The sequence below is a fragment of the Pseudomonas fluorescens genome, from assembly GCF_001708445.1.
GTDB classification, from domain to species: Bacteria; Pseudomonadota; Gammaproteobacteria; order Pseudomonadales; family Pseudomonadaceae; genus Aquipseudomonas; species Aquipseudomonas gorinensis.
This window is the reverse complement of the sequence record NZ_CP015637.1, coordinates 965,123-982,495: the sequence shown is the minus strand read 5'-3', so window position 1 is coordinate 982,495 and position 17,373 is coordinate 965,123. Positions and strand designations below refer to the sequence as shown.

The window sequence follows — 17,373 nt, the reverse complement described above, 5'->3', positions numbered from 1 at the left end:
CCACTCAAATTCTGCTTTCGGTTAAGGCCATCGAGCGACCGGGCCGGACAAGCGGCCCCCGACTGGTTATCATGGCGGCGTTTCTTTGCGGACTGCCACCATGGTTGATTCTTACGACGACTCCCTCGATGGGGAGAAAAGCAAAACCCAGGTCAAACGCGAGCTGCATGCTCTGGTTGACCTCGGCGAGCGCCTTACAACGCTCAAGCCGGACTTGATTGCAAAATTGCCTCTGACCGACGAAATGCGTCGGGCCCTGGCGGATGCGCCCAAGCACACCGCGAATATCGCGCGTAAACGGCACATCATGTTTATCGGCAAGCTGATGCGCGACCAGGACACTGACGCCATTCTGACCTTGCTCGATCAACTCGATGCCTCCACTCGCCAGTACAATGAACGCTTCCATAACCTGGAGCGTTGGCGTGACCGCCTGATCTCGGGCGATGACGCGGTACTGGAGAAGTTCGTGGTGGACTATCCGGATGCCGACCGCCAGCAACTGCGCTCCCTGATCCGTCAGGCCCAGCACGAGCAGGCGCATAACAAGGCGCAGGCCACCAGCCGTAAAATCTTCAAGTACATCCGTGAGCTGGACGAGACTCAACGCGGCCTGCGCTGATCCTCTTCCCCGGGTGGCGGTCTTCGCCACCCGAAGCTCCCGGTTTACGACCCTGTGCCACCCACGGTGATCGCATCAATCTTCAAGGTGGGCTGCCCCACGCCGACCGGCACCGACTGCCCATCCTTACCGCACGTACCGACGCCGCTGTCCAGCGACAGGTCGTTACCGACCATCGACACCTTGCTCATCGCCTCTGGTCCGTTACCAATCAACGTTGCCCCTTTGACCGGGGCGGTAATCTTGCCGTCTTCGATCAGATAGGCCTCGCTGGTGGAAAACACGAACTTGCCGCTGGTGATATCCACCTGGCCGCCGCCGAGATTGGCGCAGTAGATACCACGCTTCACCGAGGCGATGATTTCCGCCGGGTCGCTTTCGCCACCGAGCATGTAGGTGTTGGTCATGCGCGGCATCGGCAAGTGAGCGTAGGATTCGCGACGGCCGTTACCAGTGCGCGCCACGCCCATCAGACGGGCATTGAGTTTGTCTTGCATGTAGCCCTTGAGCACGCCGTTCTCGATCAGCGTGGTGCACTCGGTCGGCGTACCTTCGTCATCGACCGTCAGCGAACCCCGGCGCCCGGCCAGGGTACCGTCATCGACAATGGTGCACAGTTTGGAGGCGACCATCTCACCCATGCGTCCGCTGTAGGCCGAACTGCCCTTGCGGTTGAAGTCGCCTTCCAGGCCATGGCCGACCGCTTCGTGGAGCAATACGCCAGACCAGCCCGAACCGAGCACCACCGGCAAGGTACCGGCCGGCGCCGGAATGGCTTCCAGGTTGACCAGCGCCTGGCGCAGTGCCTCACGGGCGTAACCCATGGCGCGATCATCGGTGAGGAAATAACGGTAGTCGGTACGCCCGCCGCCGCCATGACCGCCACGCTCGCGGCGCCCGTTCTGCTCGACGATCACACTGACGTTGAAACGCACCAGCGGCCGTACATCCGCCGCCAGGCTGCCATCGGTGGACGCCACCAGGATCCGCTCCCACACGCCAGCCATGCTCACGGTGACTTGTTGGATACGCGGGTCCAAGGCGCGGGTGGCGGCATCGACACGCTTGAGCAACTCGACCTTTTCCGCACGGCTGATCACTTCCAGCGGATTATCCGGCGCGTACAACTGGGCCACATCCTGGGTACTGAACGCCTGCACCGTGCCATGTTGACCGGCACGGGAGATCGAGCGCGCTGCGCGAGCGGCCAGGCCCAGCGCTTCCAAGGTGATCGCGTTGCTGTAGGCAAAACCGGTTTTTTCACCGGATTGCGCCCGCACCCCCACGCCCTGGTCGAGGTTGAAACTGCCTTCCTTGACGATGCCGTCTTCCAGGGCCCAGGACTCGGAAATCTGCCCCTGGAAATACAGGTCGGCCGCGTCGATGCCCGGTCCGGCCAGATCGCCGAGCACGGTTTGCAGACTTTCGATGGTCACGCCACCGGGTGCCAGGAGGTGTTCACTGACTGAGGACAACAACTCGCTCATAGGTTTGGCCTTAAATTCATCGTTCTGAAGCAGGCCGCTGCGCGCCCTGCGAAAAAAAGCGCCGATGGTTCACCACCGGCATGCGCGCCCGTATCGACGCCTGTTCACTGCTGTCGCGCTCGGCCAGCAACACCGCTTCGCCTTGATCCTGTTGCGTCAGTATGCGCCCCCACGGGTCGACAATCGCCGCGTGGCCAAAGGTTTCCCGGGGCCCTGGGTGCACACCGCCCTGGGCGGCCGCCAGCAGGTAGCACTGGGTCTCGATGGCCCGCGCGCGGATCAACACATCCCAGTGCGCGGCGCCGGTCACCGCCGTAAAGGCCGAAGGTGCGGTAATCAACTCAGCCCCGGCCGCGCGCAATTCGCTGTACAGCTCGGGGAAACGCAGGTCGTAGCATACCGTGAGGCCCAAGCGGCCAACCGGCGTATCCGCCAGCACCACATTACTGCCGAAAGCATAGTCATCGGATTCACGATAACGGCCTCGGGCATCCGCCACGTCGACATCGAACAAGTGCAGCTTGTCGTATCGGGCCACTATCTCGCCCTGGTCATTCACCAGCAACGAGCAGGCGTTGACCTTGGCATCCGGCTGGTCCCTGGGCGGCAGCGGCAATGTGCCTGCAACTATCCATAAGGTGAGGTCGCGGGCGGTCTGTTTCAACCATGGCAGGATCGGACCTTCACCCAATGCCTCGGCACGGCCGATATCAGCCACGTCACGGCGTCCCATGGCGGCAAAGTTTTCCGGCAGCACCGCGAGCTTCGCCCCGCCCGCTGCCGCTTGCTCCAGCAAGCGCCGGGCCTGGGCCAGGTTGGCCAGCACATCGCTCTGGCTGACCATCTGAATTACCGCAAACGACATGGGCCGATACTCCGTAAACGAATAGCTCCAGGCTACTCCAGAAAGTCTCAGTTAGGCTTTTCGAATGGCTTGTCGAAGGTGATTTTCGGATCCTTCCAGGGCCCTTCCACTTTGTATTGCACACTGGCAAAGCGCGCGACGCGGTCACCGATCAGCTTGTCGATCAGGAACAACGCGCCACCAATGGCCGGCGCACCCACAATCAGCGCCGCAATCGGCAGGTTGTTGGTGACCGGCAGGGTCACCAACAGCTTGGCGTCCACGCGGTCGGCGACCAGGTCCAGGGTGCCATTGAGTTCCAGGTTGGTCGATGGCCCGGTCATGGTGATGGGGTCACGGGTCACAAATACGCCGTTGCTCGCTGCCAGCAAGCCCTTGACGCGGTCATAGCTCAAGCCTTTGCCGAGCAGGTCGGAAAAGTCCAGGCGCAGCCGGCGGCCAATGGAGTTGAAGTTAAGCAAGCCAAACACCCGAAGCGCCTGGGCGCCGCCTTCCACTTCAACGAACTGGCCTTTGCGGAAGGTGGCATCGAGGCTACCGGAAAAACGTTTGGGCCCGACCCAGGCCGGCGACCCCGGCCAACGGCCGTCTACGTCCAGGTGAAAATCTTCACTGGTCACGGTAGGCGCAAAGCCCCAGCCCTTGAGCACATCGGCGATGTTCTTGCCATCCAGGCGCCCTTTGTACCAACTGCTGCTGTCCCCCGGTGCACCCTCCCAGCCCCCCGCGCCCTTGAGCTGCATGCCCTTGAGGCCCAGGTCCAGGCTATTAAAGGCCAGGCCCTTGGCAGTTGGCCGGATTTTCAGCGACCAGGCCCCTATCAGGTCCGGTCCCTGGAACAGTTGATCAATGCTGATATCAAGCGCCGGGATCCCCTTGGGATCGATATCGGCCAACGGGTCCGGGGCGTTTTCGTCTGCCTGGACGGTCGGGTCCACGGCCGGCAATTTCACGAACTGCAGGTTGATCGCGATGGGCGCGCCCTTGGCATCCGGCAGGTTCACGCTGCCTTTGGCCTGCTGGCTGTCGAGTTGCAGGCCCCAGGCGGTGGGTTTCCGGTCAAGCTGCAAGTTGACCTGGTCGAACTGCTTGCCGAAGCCAGTCAGCTTGCCCACCTTGAAGTCAGCGCCGCTCAGCAGTTGCTTGGCGCTGCCGCCAGGGTCATTGCCCGCGTAGCGGTCCACGAGTTTCTTCCACGGGTCTATGTCCAACTCCGAAAGCACGCCACGGATGCGCAACCCCTTGCCTGCGGGCAGCACGGCATCGCCATCACCCAGGAATAGCTCACCGCGGCCCTCATTGAACTTGTCCGGCGGCGCCGCAAAGGTGAAGTTCGCCAACTCGCCATAATCGAACCAGTAACGACGCTCGGCGCCCTGCAAGGTCATGCGGAACGTACTGTCACGCCCCTGGCTGGCCGCCATGCCGAACGGTGCCGGCAGGTCCACTGCGACCCCCTTGAGGTTGGAATTGACCATCAATTGGCTATCGGCGCCATCCAGGTTGACTTGCAACTGGTACGGAATGTCGCCGGACACCGGCAGTGGCTGGCTGATTTTCAACCAATCGGTCAGCCGCTTGACCGTGACCTGGCCTTTGGCCGTGATTCGGGTACTCAGATTACCTGGCTTACCATCGGCAAAAATCTGCGCGCTAATCGGCCGTTCGAATGCTTGCGCCGTAATATTCTGCCCACTCAAGCCCTTGGCACTATCAAAGCGGAAGTCACCCTTGAGTTGCGTCAGGTCCAGGGTCGGCTCAGCCAATTGCAAGCGCGCCTTGTCGGTCTGGAAATCCACCACGATCTTCGGTTCGGTACCTTTGGCCAGCGGAATATCCAGGTCCAGCTTGCCTTGCAGGTCCCCCTCGCCTTTCCAGCCGGCAAAGGTCGAGGCAGTGCCTATTGGCGCTTCCTGGAGAATCTTCAGGCCATCACCCAGGCCACCGGCAAACCCGCCGGTGAGCAGCAGGTGGCTGTCCTTGCCCGCGGGTGCGTGGGGAATATTGACGTAGACGTCCTTGACTTGGGTGTCGAGCAACTGGCCCTTGCTGGCCAGGATGCGTACGCCACTCTCCTCGACGAACACTTCGCCATTGACCTTGCTCACATGCGGCCAGCCCGGCTGGAATGCCAGCTCTGCATCATGCACCTTGAAGAACAGGCTGATGTTGCGCGAAGCCGGCAGCGCGTCATGGTTCAACGAGCCCTGGTACTGGAAGAAACCTTGATCGACCGCGCCCTTGAGAATCGCTGTGCGCAGCCATTCGTCCAACGCGGGGCTCAGTACCGCTGGCAGGTACTTGGGCGTGAAGCGCCCATCGCCATCGACCATGCCGACCCGCAGGTCCATGTAGTCTTCCTGGCCAGGGTCAAAGTGCAGGCGGATCAGGAAGTCAGCCGCGACCTTGCCCTCTTCCCCCAGCACCTTGATATAGGGAGCAATCAGGGTGAAGCCTTCTTTATCCAGCTTCCAGGTCAGGCGCGCATTCGCCTGGATGTACTGCCAGGGCTTGGCGAAGATCGGAAACAGGTGCAGGGAAAAGTCCTTGCTGTCCAGGCGCAACTCGCCATGCCCCAGGTCACCGCTGATGCTGCCGGATACGTTCCGCGCTGCCGGTGCACCAAAGTAAGCATCGAACCCCACCCGCTCAAGGTTGGCGGCGAAGCTGACTTTCTGATCGGTCGTGTCCTGGGGACGGAAATCCACCAGCACATTGCGCAACAGGCCAGTGGCCTTGAGGTGCTCGATGGTCTTGGCGAAGCCTTCCGGCAGGGGCGCCAGGGCATTCAGCAACGGCGTAATGGGCGTGAGGTCCAGGCGATCGGCCTGCAGGTTCCAGACCTCCTGCGCCTGGTCGGTGGCCAGGCTCTGCTGCAACTGCAAGCGCGATTCCCAGCGGGTCTCGCCCAGGTTCATCGCCAACGAGTCGAACAATACCTTCAGACCCTGCTCATTGCGTTGCAGGTACGCGGTCAGGGCGAGGTTTTCGATATGCACGGGCTTGCGATCGGCGTAGCTGCCCTTCACCTGGGGTGAATTGAGGCGCACCACAGCACTCTGCACGTCACCCTTGGCCCAGTTGAGCCAGAACTCGCCACCCGCCTTGAACTGCGTGAGCTTCCATTGTTGAGTCAGTTTGGCCGGAATCCATTTGGCCCAGTCGCTTTGCGGCAGGCTCAGGTAGGCGTCGACTTCAGCATCCTTCCATTGGCTTGCGCGAATGCGGCTGCGCAGGCTCAAGGCCAGCGGCTGGCCATCGGGCAAGGTCAGGCGGGCATCCAGGCGTTGGCGGGTGGTCCCGGTGTGCAGGCTCAGGCCCACATAGGTCAGGGTCAGCGGGGCATGGTCGATCGGTTGCAGGGTCACCTGGCTGTCGAGCAACGACACACGCTTGACCATTTGCAGGCGTTTGAGCACCTGCTCCGGGTCCAGCGGCTGGTCATCCTGCACCGGCAGGCCTTGCAGCGCCCAGTGGCCGTCCTGGTCTTCCTTGACGCTCAATTGCAGGCCGCTGACTTGCAGGTGCGCAAGGCGCACTTCGCGGGCCATCAGGCTGGCCCAGATATCCGGCACGACTTCGACCTGATCCAGGCGCAAGGCGTTGCTGCCCTGGCCGACCATCACGTCGTGGGCCAGCAATACCGGTGCGAAACCACTCCAGCGCCCTTCCAGGCTGCCGATGTGCAGTGGCATATCCACTGCGGCCTGGGCCTTGGCTTCGATGTCCGCACGGTATTCGGCCACCAGCGGAGTCAATTCTCGTCCCAGGCTCACATAGACCGCCGCCAATACCAGCAGCAAGGCGCACAAGCCCAGGCCCCAACGGGTCAAAGCGGCAAAAAAACGTTTCAGACGCTCCATGTCAGGCGACCCTCAAGGCAGTAAGCGGACGGCAGATCAAGGTCTGCGCATCTCGTAGAAAGAAACGAATGAGGATCAGAGCAGCACCACGTCGTATTGTTCCTGGGAATACATGGTCTCAACCTGGAAGCGAATCGTGCGTCCGATAAACCCCTCCAGCTCAGCGACGTTACCGGACTCTTCGTCCAGCAGCCGATCGACCACTTTCTGGTTGGCAAGCACTCTATAACCTTCGGCCTGGTACGCTCGCGCCTCCCGTAGGATTTCGCGGAAAATCTCGTAGCAAACCGTTTCAGGCGTTTTCAATTTACCGCGCCCCTGGCAACTGCTGCACGGCTCGCACAACACCTGTTCCAGGCTTTCGCGGGTGCGTTTGCGGGTCATCTGTACCAGGCCCAGCTCGGTAATACCGATGATATTGGTCTTGGCGTGATCGCGTTCCAGCTGCTTTTCAAGGGTGCGCAGTACCTGGCGCTGATGCTCTTCATCTTCCATGTCGATGAAGTCGATGATGATGATCCCGCCCAAGTTGCGCAGGCGCAGTTGACGCGCAATCGCGGTAGCGGCTTCGAGGTTGGTCTTGAAGATGGTTTCTTCGAGGTTGCGATGGCCCACGAACGCACCGGTGTTGACGTCGATGGTGGTCATGGCTTCCGCCGGGTCCACAACGAGGTAACCGCCCGACTTGAGCGGCACCTTGCGGTCCAGGGCCTTCTGGATTTCGTCTTCGACGCCATACAGGTCGAAGATCGGCCGCTCGCCGGGGTAATGCTCCAGGCGGTCGGCAATTTCCGGCATCAGCTCGGCGACGAACTGCGTGGTGCGCTGGAAGGTTTCCCGCGAGTCGATGCGAATTTTCTCGATCTTCGGGCTGACCAGGTCGCGCAAGGTGCGCAGCGCCAGGCCCAGGTCTTCGTAGATCACGCTGGGCGCGCCAACGGTCTTGATCTGCGCGCCAATCTGGTCCCACAGGCGCCGCAGGTAACGGATGTCCATGAGAATCTCATCAGCCCCGGCGCCTTCGGCCGCCGTGCGCAGAATAAAGCCGCCCGCCTCTTTGATGCCCTCGGCCGCCACGCAATCGCTGACCACCTTCTTCAGGCGCTCACGCTCGGCCTCGTCTTCGATTTTCAGGGAAATGCCCACATGAGCGGTGCGCGGCATGTACACCAGGTAGCGCGATGGAATCGACAGCTGGGTCGTCAGGCGCGCGCCCTTTGAACCGATGGGGTCCTTGGTGACTTGCACCACGAGGCTCTGCCCTTCGTGAACCAAGGCGCTGATGCTTTCGACCGCCGGGCCTTCGCGCAGGGAAATTTCCGAAGCATGGATAAACGCGGCACGGTCCAGGCCAATGTCGACAAAAGCCGCCTGCATCCCCGGCAATACGCGCACCACCTTGCCTTTATAGATGTTGCCGACAATCCCGCGCTTCTGGGTGCGCTCGACGTGCACTTCTTGCAGAACACCGTTCTCTACCACCGCCACGCGCGATTCCATCGGCGTGATATTGATCAGAATCTCTTCACTCATGGCTGGGTCTCGTTCAGGCGTTTTCACAATAGTGACCGATCGCTTAAGGCTTGGCGCGCAAGGACAGGCGTTCAGCGCGCGGTAAGGTTTTGCCAACAGGGTATGCCGAATTGACCAAGCAGTTCCGCGGTTTCGCACACGGGCAGGCCAACCACGGCGGAATAGCTGCCATTGAGCCCGGCCACAAACACCGAGCCCAGCCCTTGGATAGCATAGCCGCCTGCCTTGTCCTGGGGTTCGCCACTGTGCCAGTAGGTTGTAGCCTCCTCGACAGAAATGCCCCGGAAACGTACGCGACTGCTTACACATCGAGTTTCACAACGCTGACCGTCCGTGAGGGCAACCGCCGTCAGCACTTCATGCTCACGCCCCGACAGGGCCAGCAACATAGCCAGGGCATCCGCCTGATCCACCGGCTTGCCAAGGATCTGGCCGTCGACAATCACTGCCGTGTCGGCACCCAATACACAGGCGCCCGACGTTTGCCCAAGCGCAGCAAAACCCGCCGTTGCCTTGCCGCGCGCTAGACGCTCGACGTAGGAAACGGCGGATTCATTTGTAAGGGGAGTTTCATCAATGGCGGCACTGACCACGGTGAAAGGCACACCGATCTGGGTCAGCAGTTCACGCCGTCGCGGGGAGCCCGAAGCCAGATAAAGCGAATTCATTCCAGACTCTCCCTGTGGGTTCGATAACCAGGCAGAGCCTCGCAATCCATTCAATTGATTTTATAGCGACGACGTAACCCGCGCAGGCCAAAACTGACCCATGGCCACAGCAGCGCACTGACCAGGGCCGGCAATACCAGCGCCAGGGTCGGCTGGCGGTTACCAGTCAAGGCGCTGAGCCACAGTTGCACCAATTGCGCCAGGCCGAAGATCACCAGGATCACCAGGCACTGTTGCCACATCGGGAACATGCGCAGGCGTTGCTGCAACGACAGCACCAGAAAGGTAATCAGGGTCAGGATCAACGCGTTCTGGCCCAGCAAGGTGCCATAGAGCACATCTTCCGCCAAGCCCAGGAACATCGCCGTGACCATGCCCACCTTGTGCGGCAGGTTCAGCGACCAGAATGCCAGCAGCAAGGCCAGCCACAGCGGACGCAGGATTTCCATGAACTGCGGCAGTGGCGAAACGCTGAGTAGCAAGCCGATAGCGAAGGTCAGCCAGACGATCCAGCCATTGCTCGAATGAGTACCGGCCATTATTCCTCCCTCTGCCGTGTGGTTGCCGGGGCGGCGGCTGGGGGCTTCGCAGCAGGCGTCGTGGTGGCAGGCGTGGTGGCCGACGGCTTGGTCGCCGCTGGCTTCACCGCGCGCGCACTGTGAGCGGCCGGCTTGGCGGGCGTGGCCACGGGCGCTACTGCCGGAGCGGGCGCCGGTGTGGCCGATGCGGCAGGCGCCGGCTTGGGTACGGTTGCCGGAATGATCGGCGCGGTGCCGTTTTGCTTGTCTTCCGCTTCCTGGGCTTGTGCGGCGTCGTTGGCACGCTCTTCCGGGGTACGGTTGTCGCTGAATACCAGCAGCAGATAGCGGCTGCGGTTCAGGGCAGCGGTGGGCACGGCGCGCACAATGGCGAACGGCTGGCCAGAATCGTGGATCACTTCCTTGACTGTCGCCACCGGGTAACCCGCCGGGAAGCGTTGGCCGAGGCCCGAGCTGACCAGCAGGTCGCCTTCCTTGATGTCGGCGGTATCGGCCACATGGCGCAATTCCAGGCGTTCGGGGTTACCGGTGCCACTGGCAATCGCACGCAAGCCGTTGCGGTTGACCTGCACCGGAATGCTGTGGGTCGTGTCCGTCAGCAGCAATACCCGCGAGGTGTAAGGCATCAACTCGACCACCTGGCCCATCAAGCCACGGGCATCGAGCACCGGCTGGCCGAGCACCACACCGTCGCGCTCACCCTTGTTGATGATGATGCGATGGGTAAAGGGGTTGGGGTCCATGCCGATCAGCTCGGCGACTTCGACCTTTTCGTTGACCAGTGCCGAAGAATTGAGCAACTCGCGCAGCCGAACGTTCTGCTCGGTGAGGGCCGCCAGCTTTTGCATGCGCCCCTGCAACAGCAGGTTTTCAGTCTTGAGTTTTTCGTTCTCGGCGACCAGCTCGGTGCGGCTGCCGAATTGGCTGGCCACGCCCTGGTAGAGACGTTGCGGCAGGTCGGTGATCCAGTAGGTCTGCATCAATACCAGCGACATTTGGCTACGCACAGGCTTGAGCAGTGCAAAGCGGGCATCGACCACCATCAGCGCGACCGAAAGCACGACCAGCACCAACAAGCGCACGCCCAATGAGGGGCCTTTGGCGAAAAGCGGTTTAATAGGCCGCTCCTCCCAGGCAAAGTTTCTCTTTATTCATACGGCATCTAACCGGCCTGGATGCAGATTGAAGAAGATAAACGCCAACAGGCAGCACTGCAAAGTGCTGCCTGCGGGCGAAACATGGTGCAACCAACGGTCTTATTCGCTGGAAAGCAGGTCCATGGTGTGTTTATCCATCATTTCCAGTGCACGACCACCGCCACGGGCAACGCAGGTCAGCGGGTCTTCGGCAACGATCACCGGCAGGCCAGTTTCCTGGGCCAGCAACTTGTCGAGGTCGCGCAGCAAGGCGCCACCACCGGTCAGTACCAGGCCACGCTCGGCGATATCGGAAGCCAGCTCCGGCGGCGATTGCTCCAGGGCGCTCTTCACCGCCTGAACGATGGTTGCCAGGGACTCTTGCAGAGCCTCCAGCACTTCATTGGAGTTCAGGGTAAAGGCACGTGGAACGCCTTCGGCCAGGTTGCGACCGCGAACGTCGACTTCGCGAACTTCGCCACCGGGATAAGCGGTACCGATTTCCTGCTTGATGCGCTCGGCGGTGGATTCGCCGATCAGGCTGCCGTAGTTACGACGCACATAAGTGATGATCGCTTCGTCGAAGCGGTCGCCGCCTACACGCACGGACTCGGCATACACCACGCCGTTCAGGGAAATCAGGGCGATTTCAGTGGTACCACCACCGATATCCACCACCATCGAACCGCGCGCTTCTTCAACCGGCAGGCCGGCACCGATCGCAGCAGCCATTGGCTCTTCGATCAGGAAGACTTCACGGGCACCGGCACCAAGGGCCGATTCACGGATGGCGCGACGCTCCACCTGGGTGGACTTGCACGGAACGCAGATCAGCACACGAGGGCTGGGCTGCAGAAAACTGTTTTCGTGAACCTTGTTGATGAAGTACTGCAGCATCTTCTCGCAGACGCTGAAGTCGGCGATCACGCCGTCTTTCATCGGACGAATGGCAGCGATATTGCCTGGTGTTCGGCCAAGCATGCGCTTGGCCTCGGTGCCAACGGCAACGACACTTTTCTGATTACCATGGGTCCGAATAGCCACAACCGATGGCTCATTCAGGACGATACCGCGCTCGCGCACGTAAATAAGGGTGTTGGCAGTGCCCAGGTCAATGGAAAGATCGCTGGAAAACATGCCACGCAGTTTCTTGAACATGGGAAAGGGACCCTAGGCAACGCGTGGGTAAAAAAGTGCGGCAAACTCTAACAACGACAGGGATTTTGGGCAAGGCGCCAATGTGCTAAATTGGCCGACTTTCTGTGCACCAACCCCCACAATCGCGGCCATATGACCGTAGAAATGCGGTAGTGTTCCGACAATCTAACACACGGACGCCCTCCGTTCTGTTTTCCACTGGAGAATCCCATGGCGCTTGAACGCTCCGACGTGGAAAAAATCGCTCATCTGGCCTCGCTTGGCCTGAATGAAGCCGATCTTCCACAGACCACCGCAGCCCTGAACAGCATTCTGGGGCTGGTTGACCAAATGCAGGCCGTCAATACCGACGGCATCGAGCCCCTGGCTCACCCGCTGGAAGCCAGCCAGCGCCTGCGCGCAGACGTCGTGACCGAGGTTAATAATCGCGAGGCCTACCAGTCCATCGCACCAGCGGTCGAAAACGGCCTGTACCTGGTTCCGAAAGTCATCGACTAATAGGGAAAGAGCCTGCAATGCATCACATGACTCTGGCCGAGATCGCCCGCGGTCTCGCCGACAAAAAGTTTTCTTCCGAAGAGCTGACCAAGATCCTGCTGGCGCGTATCGCCGAGCTCGACCCCAAGGTCAATAGCTTCATCAGCCTCACCGAGGAGCTGGCCCTGAGCCAGGCCAAGGCCGCCGACGTGCGTCGCGCCAACGGTGACAATGGTGCACTGCTGGGCGCACCGATCGCCCACAAAGACCTGTTCTGCACCCAAGGCATCCGCACCAGCTGCGGCTCGAAGATGCTCGACAACTTCAAGGCGCCCTACGACGCCACCGTGGTGTCCAAGCTGGCTGCCGCCGGAGCCGTGACCCTGGGCAAGACCAACATGGACGAATTCGCCATGGGTTCGGCCAACGAGTCGAGCTATTACGGCCCGGTGAAAAACCCGTGGAACCTGGAACACGTCCCGGGCGGTTCGTCTGGCGGTTCGGCTGCCGCGGTCGCCGCGCGCTTCCTGCCCGCTGCAACTGCCACCGACACCGGCGGCTCGATCCGCCAGCCCGCGGCCTTTACCAACCTCACCGGCCTGAAGCCGACCTATGGTCGCGTTTCCCGCTGGGGCATGATCGCCTATGCATCCAGCCTGGATCAGGGCGGCCCCCTGGCCCGCACGGCCGAAGACTGCGCGATTTTGTTACAAGGCATGGCAGGCTTCGATCCGCAGGATTCCACCAGCATCGACGAACCGGTGCCGGACTACAGCGCCAGCCTCAATACCTCGATCAAAGGCCTGCGCATCGGCGTGCCGAAGGAATACTTCAGCGCCGGTCTCGACCCGCGCATCGCCGAATTGGTGCACAACAGCGTCAAGGAGCTGGAAAAGCTCGGTGCCGTGATCAAGGAAATCAGCCTGCCGAACAACCAGCACGCGATTCCGGCGTACTACGTGATCGCGCCCGCTGAAGCGTCCTCCAACCTGTCGCGCTTCGACGGCGTGCGCTTTGGCTATCGCTGCGAGAACCCGAAGAACCTCACCGACCTGTACAAACGCTCCCGTGGCGAAGGTTTCGGTGTCGAAGTGCAACGCCGGATCATGGTCGGTGCCTACGCCCTGTCGGCCGGCTACTACGACGCGTACTACCTCAAGGCGCAGAAAATCCGGCGCCTGATCAAGAACGACTTCATGGCGGCGTTTGAAGAAGTCGACATCATCCTCGGCCCAACCACGCCCAACCCGGCCTGGAAGATCGGCGCCAAGACCGGCGACCCGATCGCCGAATACCTGGAAGACCTCTACACCATCACCGCCAACCTCGCGGGCTTGCCAGGCTTGTCCATGCCGGCAGGTTTCGTCGATGGGCTGCCGGTTGGCGTGCAATTGCTCGCCCCGTATTTCCAGGAAGGCCGCCTGCTCAATGTGGCGCACCAGTACCAGTTGAACACTGACTGGCACACTCGCACCCCTACCGGCTTCTGAGGAGAACACTATGCAATGGGAAGTCGTGATCGGGCTGGAGATTCATACCCAGCTCGCCACCCAATCGAAGATTTTCTCCGGTAGCGCCACCACGTTCGGCGCCGAGCCGAATACCCAGGCCAGCCTGGTCGACCTGGGCATGCCCGGCGTACTGCCGGTGCTGAACCAGGAAGCGGTGCGCATGGCGGTGATGTTCGGCCTGGCGATTGACGCCGAAATCGGCCAGCACAACGTGTTCGCGCGCAAGAACTACTTCTACCCGGATCTGCCCAAGGGCTACCAGATCAGCCAGATGGAACTGCCGATTGTCGGCAAGGGCCACCTGGATATCCCGTTGGAAGATGGCACCATCAAGCGTGTCGGCGTGACCCGTGCCCACCTCGAGGAAGACGCCGGCAAAAGCCTGCACGAAGAATTCCCGGGTGCCACTGGTATCGACCTGAACCGAGCTGGCACACCGTTGCTGGAAATCGTTTCCGAGCCGGATATGCGCAGCGCCAAGGAAGCCGTGGCCTACGTCAAGACGATCCACGCGCTGGTGCGTTACCTGGGCATCTGCGACGGCAACATGGCCGAAGGCTCGCTACGTTGCGACTGCAACGTATCGATCCGCCCTAAGGGCCAGGTCGAGTTCGGTACCCGCTGCGAGATCAAGAACGTCAACTCGTTCCGCTTCATCGAGAAGGCGATCAACAGCGAAGTCCGCCGCCAGATCGACCTGATCGAAGACGGCGGAAAGGTGATCCAGCAAACCCGCCTGTACGACCCGAACAAAGACGAAACCCGCGCCATGCGCAGCAAAGAGGAAGCCAACGACTACCGTTACTTCCCTGACCCGGACCTGTTGCCGGTGGTACTGGAAGACTCGTTCCTCAACGACATCCGCGCCACCCTGCCGGAACTGCCGCAGCAAAAACGCGAGCGCTTCCAGGAGCAGTTCGGCTTGTCGGTCTACGATGCCAGCGTGTTGGCGTCCAGCCGTGAGCAAGCCAACTACTTCGAAAAAGTCGTGAGCATTGCCGGTGACGCCAAGCTGGCGGCCAACTGGGTGATGGTTGAGCTGGGCAGCCTGTTGAACAAGCAGGGCCTGGAAATCGACGAGGCACCGGTCACCGCCGAGCAACTGGGCGGCATGCTGCTGCGCATCAAGGACAACACCATCTCCGGCAAAATCGCCAAGACAGTGTTTGAAGCCATGGCCAGTGGCGAAGGCAGCGCCGATGAAATCATCGAAAAACGCGGCCTCAAGCAAGTCACCGACAGCGGCGCCATCTCGGCCGTGCTCGACGAAATGCTGGCGGCCAACGCGGAACAGGTCGAGCAGTACCGTGCAGCAGACGAAGCCAAGCGCGGCAAGATGTTCGGCTTCTTTGTCGGCCAGGCCATGAAAGCCTCCAAGGGCAAGGCCAACCCGCAGCAGGTAAACGAACTGCTGAAAAGCAAGCTCGAAGGCTGATTGCGATGAATGGTCCGAGTGAGACTTCTACTCGGACCCCTGTGGGAGCGGGCTTGTGTGGGAGGGGGCTTGCCCCCGATGGCGGTGATTCAGTCAAAGCATTCAGTGACTGGCACTCCGCTATCGGGGGCAAGCCCCCTCCCACATAAGCTCACCCCAAACTCGAAATGGGGGCACCTTGGAAATGAAGCGTCTATTCGGCCTCCTGGCCCTGTTTTCCCTGCTGGCCGGCTGCGCCAGCGGCCTCATTAACCCCAACGGCTACGATGAAACCGGCACCGCCTCTTATTACGGCGCCAAGCACCATGGCAAAAAAACCGCCAGCGGTGAACCTTTCAACCAGAACGCCCTGACCGCCGCCCACCGGCAATTGCCCTTTGGCACCCAGGTCAAGGTCACCAACCTCGACAACGACAGAACCGTGGTGGTGCGCATCAATGATCGCGGCCCGCATACCCATGGGCGCTTGATCGATCTTTCACGCAAGGCGGCCGAACAACTGGGCATGCTGAGCAGCGGCACCGCACGGGTTCGCGTGCAAGCCCTGAACAATTGACGACGGAGCCCTGGCCATTTTCGGATTAACCGCCCTCTCGCCCTGGAGCCTGCTCGAACTGGTCAGCGGCCTGGTGCTGCTGATCGTCGGCGCCGAAATCCTGGTACGTGCCGCTGTGCGCCTGGCCGCCAGCCTCAAGGTCCGCCCACTGATTATCGGCCTGACGATCGTCGCCTTCGGCAGCAGCGCACCGCAGATGACCGTGAGCCTGCAGGCCACCCTGGCCGGCAACACCGATATTGCCGTCGGCAGCGTCATCGGCAGCAGCATCTTCAATATCCTCGTCACCCTGGGCCTGTCGGCGCTGATCATTCCATTGCGGGTCTCGCGCCAACTGGTGCGCCTGGACATCCCGGTCATGATCCTCGCCGGCTTGCTGGTATTTACCCTGGCCGCCAACGAAGAGCTCACACCGCTCGACGGTTTGCTGCTGCTCTGCGCCCTGCTGGCCTACCTCGGCGTGCTGCACTACCAGACCCGCCATTCACGCCGTCCGCGCACGCTGGACATCGTGGCCAAGGCGCCCTGGCTGAGCAGTGTATTGCTGATGTTCGGCGGCCTGCTGGTACTGGTACTGGCCGGGCATCTGTTGCTGGGCGCGGCGGTGGATGTAGCCAGTGACCTGGGACTGTCGGAACGCATCATCGGCCTGACACTGATCGGCGTTGGCACGTCCCTGCCGTGCCTGGCCACCTCGCTGATTGCAGCCCTGCGCGGCGAGCGGGATATCGCCGTAGGCAACGTGATTGGCAGCAACCTGTTCAACCTGCTGGGCGTATTGGGGCTGACGGCCCTGCTTGCGCCATCGCCGCTGTCGGTGTCGCCTAACGCCCTGGATTTCGATCTGCCGGTGATGCTCGGCGTGGTGGTGCTGTGCCTGCCGGTGTTTTATACCGGCTACCGTGTGACCCGCATCGAAGGCCTGGTGCTGCTGGGACTGTACCTGGCGTATGGGCTGCATGTGATGGCGTTCACCACCGGTATGCCGCTGGCCAACAAGCTTGAACAACTGATGCTGTTTTACGTCCTGCCAGTGCTGGTGGTGTTCCTGCTGTTCAGCACCCTGCGAGCCTGGCGCCGCCAACACAAGAGGGAATCGCAATGACCGATCAGAAAAAGCCCGGGGTTGAAATGCGTCGCCAGGTGATGGGCGATGTGTTCGTCGACCGCGCCCTGGGCAATGCCACCGAATTCACCCAGCCCCTCCAGGACTTCGTCAACGAACATGCCTGGGGCAGTGTGTGGAACCGCGAAGGCTTGCCGCTGAAGACACGCAGCCTGATCACCCTTGCCGCCCTCACCGCGCTCAAGTGCCCCCAGGAACTCAAGGGCCACGTGCGCGGCGCGCTGAACAATGGCTGCACCGTGGAAGAGATCCGCGAAGCGCTGCTGCATTGCGCGGTATATGCCGGCGTACCGGCGGCGATTGATGCGTTTAGAGCGGCACAGGAAGTCATCGAGGCGTATCAGGCCGACCAGCAGTGACTGCCAGATAGCATTGGCAAGCAAGCCCCCCCAAAAAC

15 protein-coding genes are annotated in these 17,373 nt (G+C 61.3%); 7 read left to right on the top strand and 8 right to left on the bottom strand.

What is annotated here, in order from left to right; translation table 11 throughout:
* Positions 1–100: 100 nt before the first annotated feature.
* Entirely contained in the window at positions 101–622 is a 522-nt protein-coding gene (gene yjgA / locus A7317_RS04295; RefSeq protein WP_069075262.1) for a ribosome biogenesis factor YjgA, read from the top strand.
* 44 nt (positions 623–666) lie between these two features.
* On the opposite strand, the gene tldD is transcribed toward yjgA, so the two are convergent.
* The 8 genes from tldD to mreB form a co-directional block, all read right to left on the bottom strand.
* Positions 667–2,109: a metalloprotease TldD gene (gene tldD / locus A7317_RS04290; RefSeq protein ID WP_069075261.1), complete on the bottom strand. Its 1,443-nt coding sequence runs from the start codon at positions 2,107–2,109 to the stop codon at positions 667–669.
* Between the two features lie 16 nt (positions 2,110–2,125).
* Positions 2,126–2,974, bottom strand: a complete 849-nt coding sequence (locus A7317_RS04285) for a carbon-nitrogen hydrolase family protein (protein ID WP_069075260.1) — start codon at positions 2,972–2,974, stop codon at positions 2,126–2,128.
* A gap of 47 nt (positions 2,975–3,021) precedes the next feature.
* On the bottom strand, positions 3,022–6,837 hold the full coding sequence (locus A7317_RS04280; RefSeq protein ID WP_069075259.1) for a YhdP family protein: 3,816 nt from the start codon (positions 6,835–6,837) through the stop codon (positions 3,022–3,024).
* A 75-nt stretch (positions 6,838–6,912) separates the two neighbouring features.
* On the bottom strand, positions 6,913–8,370 hold the full coding sequence (gene rng / locus A7317_RS04275; protein WP_024073454.1) for a ribonuclease G: 1,458 nt from the start codon (positions 8,368–8,370) through the stop codon (positions 6,913–6,915).
* 71 nt (positions 8,371–8,441) lie between these two features.
* A complete protein-coding gene (locus A7317_RS04270) occupies positions 8,442–9,038 on the bottom strand; it encodes a Maf family protein (protein ID WP_024073453.1) in 597 nt (198 codons plus the stop codon).
* Between the two features lie 50 nt (positions 9,039–9,088).
* A complete protein-coding gene (mreD, locus tag A7317_RS04265) occupies positions 9,089–9,577 on the bottom strand; it encodes a rod shape-determining protein MreD (protein WP_024073452.1) in 489 nt (162 codons plus the stop codon).
* Entirely contained in the window at positions 9,577–10,695 is a 1,119-nt protein-coding gene (mreC, locus tag A7317_RS04260; RefSeq protein ID WP_081329150.1) for a rod shape-determining protein MreC, read from the bottom strand. The genes mreD and mreC overlap by 1 nt, the downstream gene beginning before the upstream one ends.
* Positions 10,696–10,833: 138 nt before the next feature.
* Positions 10,834–11,871: a rod shape-determining protein MreB gene (gene mreB / locus A7317_RS04255; RefSeq protein WP_002555108.1), complete on the bottom strand. Its 1,038-nt coding sequence runs from the start codon at positions 11,869–11,871 to the stop codon at positions 10,834–10,836.
* A 210-nt stretch (positions 11,872–12,081) separates the two neighbouring features.
* On the opposite strand from mreB, the gene gatC reads away from it, so the two are divergent.
* The 6 genes from gatC to A7317_RS04225 all read left to right on the top strand — a co-directional run bounded on the left by gatC (position 12,082) and on the right by A7317_RS04225 (position 17,335).
* Positions 12,082–12,369 carry an Asp-tRNA(Asn)/Glu-tRNA(Gln) amidotransferase subunit GatC gene (gene gatC, locus A7317_RS04250; RefSeq protein WP_010567677.1) on the top strand — a complete coding sequence of 96 codons (288 nt, stop codon included), beginning with the start codon at positions 12,082–12,084 and terminating at the stop codon, positions 12,367–12,369.
* Between the two features lie 17 nt (positions 12,370–12,386).
* Positions 12,387–13,838, top strand: a complete 1,452-nt coding sequence (gene gatA, locus A7317_RS04245) for an Asp-tRNA(Asn)/Glu-tRNA(Gln) amidotransferase subunit GatA (RefSeq protein WP_069075258.1) — start codon at positions 12,387–12,389, stop codon at positions 13,836–13,838.
* Positions 13,839–13,848: 10 nt separating this feature from the next.
* Entirely contained in the window at positions 13,849–15,294 is a 1,446-nt protein-coding gene (gene gatB / locus A7317_RS04240; protein ID WP_024073449.1) for an Asp-tRNA(Asn)/Glu-tRNA(Gln) amidotransferase subunit GatB, read from the top strand.
* A 184-nt stretch (positions 15,295–15,478) separates the two neighbouring features.
* A complete protein-coding gene (locus A7317_RS04235) occupies positions 15,479–15,850 on the top strand; it encodes a septal ring lytic transglycosylase RlpA family protein (RefSeq protein WP_069075257.1) in 372 nt (123 codons plus the stop codon).
* Positions 15,851–15,908: 58 nt separating this feature from the next.
* A complete protein-coding gene (locus tag A7317_RS04230) occupies positions 15,909–16,955 on the top strand; it encodes a calcium/sodium antiporter (RefSeq protein WP_081329149.1) in 1,047 nt (348 codons plus the stop codon).
* Positions 16,952–17,335 (top strand): carboxymuconolactone decarboxylase family protein, encoded by a 384-nt coding sequence (locus A7317_RS04225; protein WP_053254400.1) that lies wholly within the window; start codon positions 16,952–16,954, stop codon positions 17,333–17,335. Before A7317_RS04230 ends, A7317_RS04225 begins: the two co-directional genes overlap by 4 nt.
* Positions 17,336–17,373: the final 38 nt, after the last annotated feature.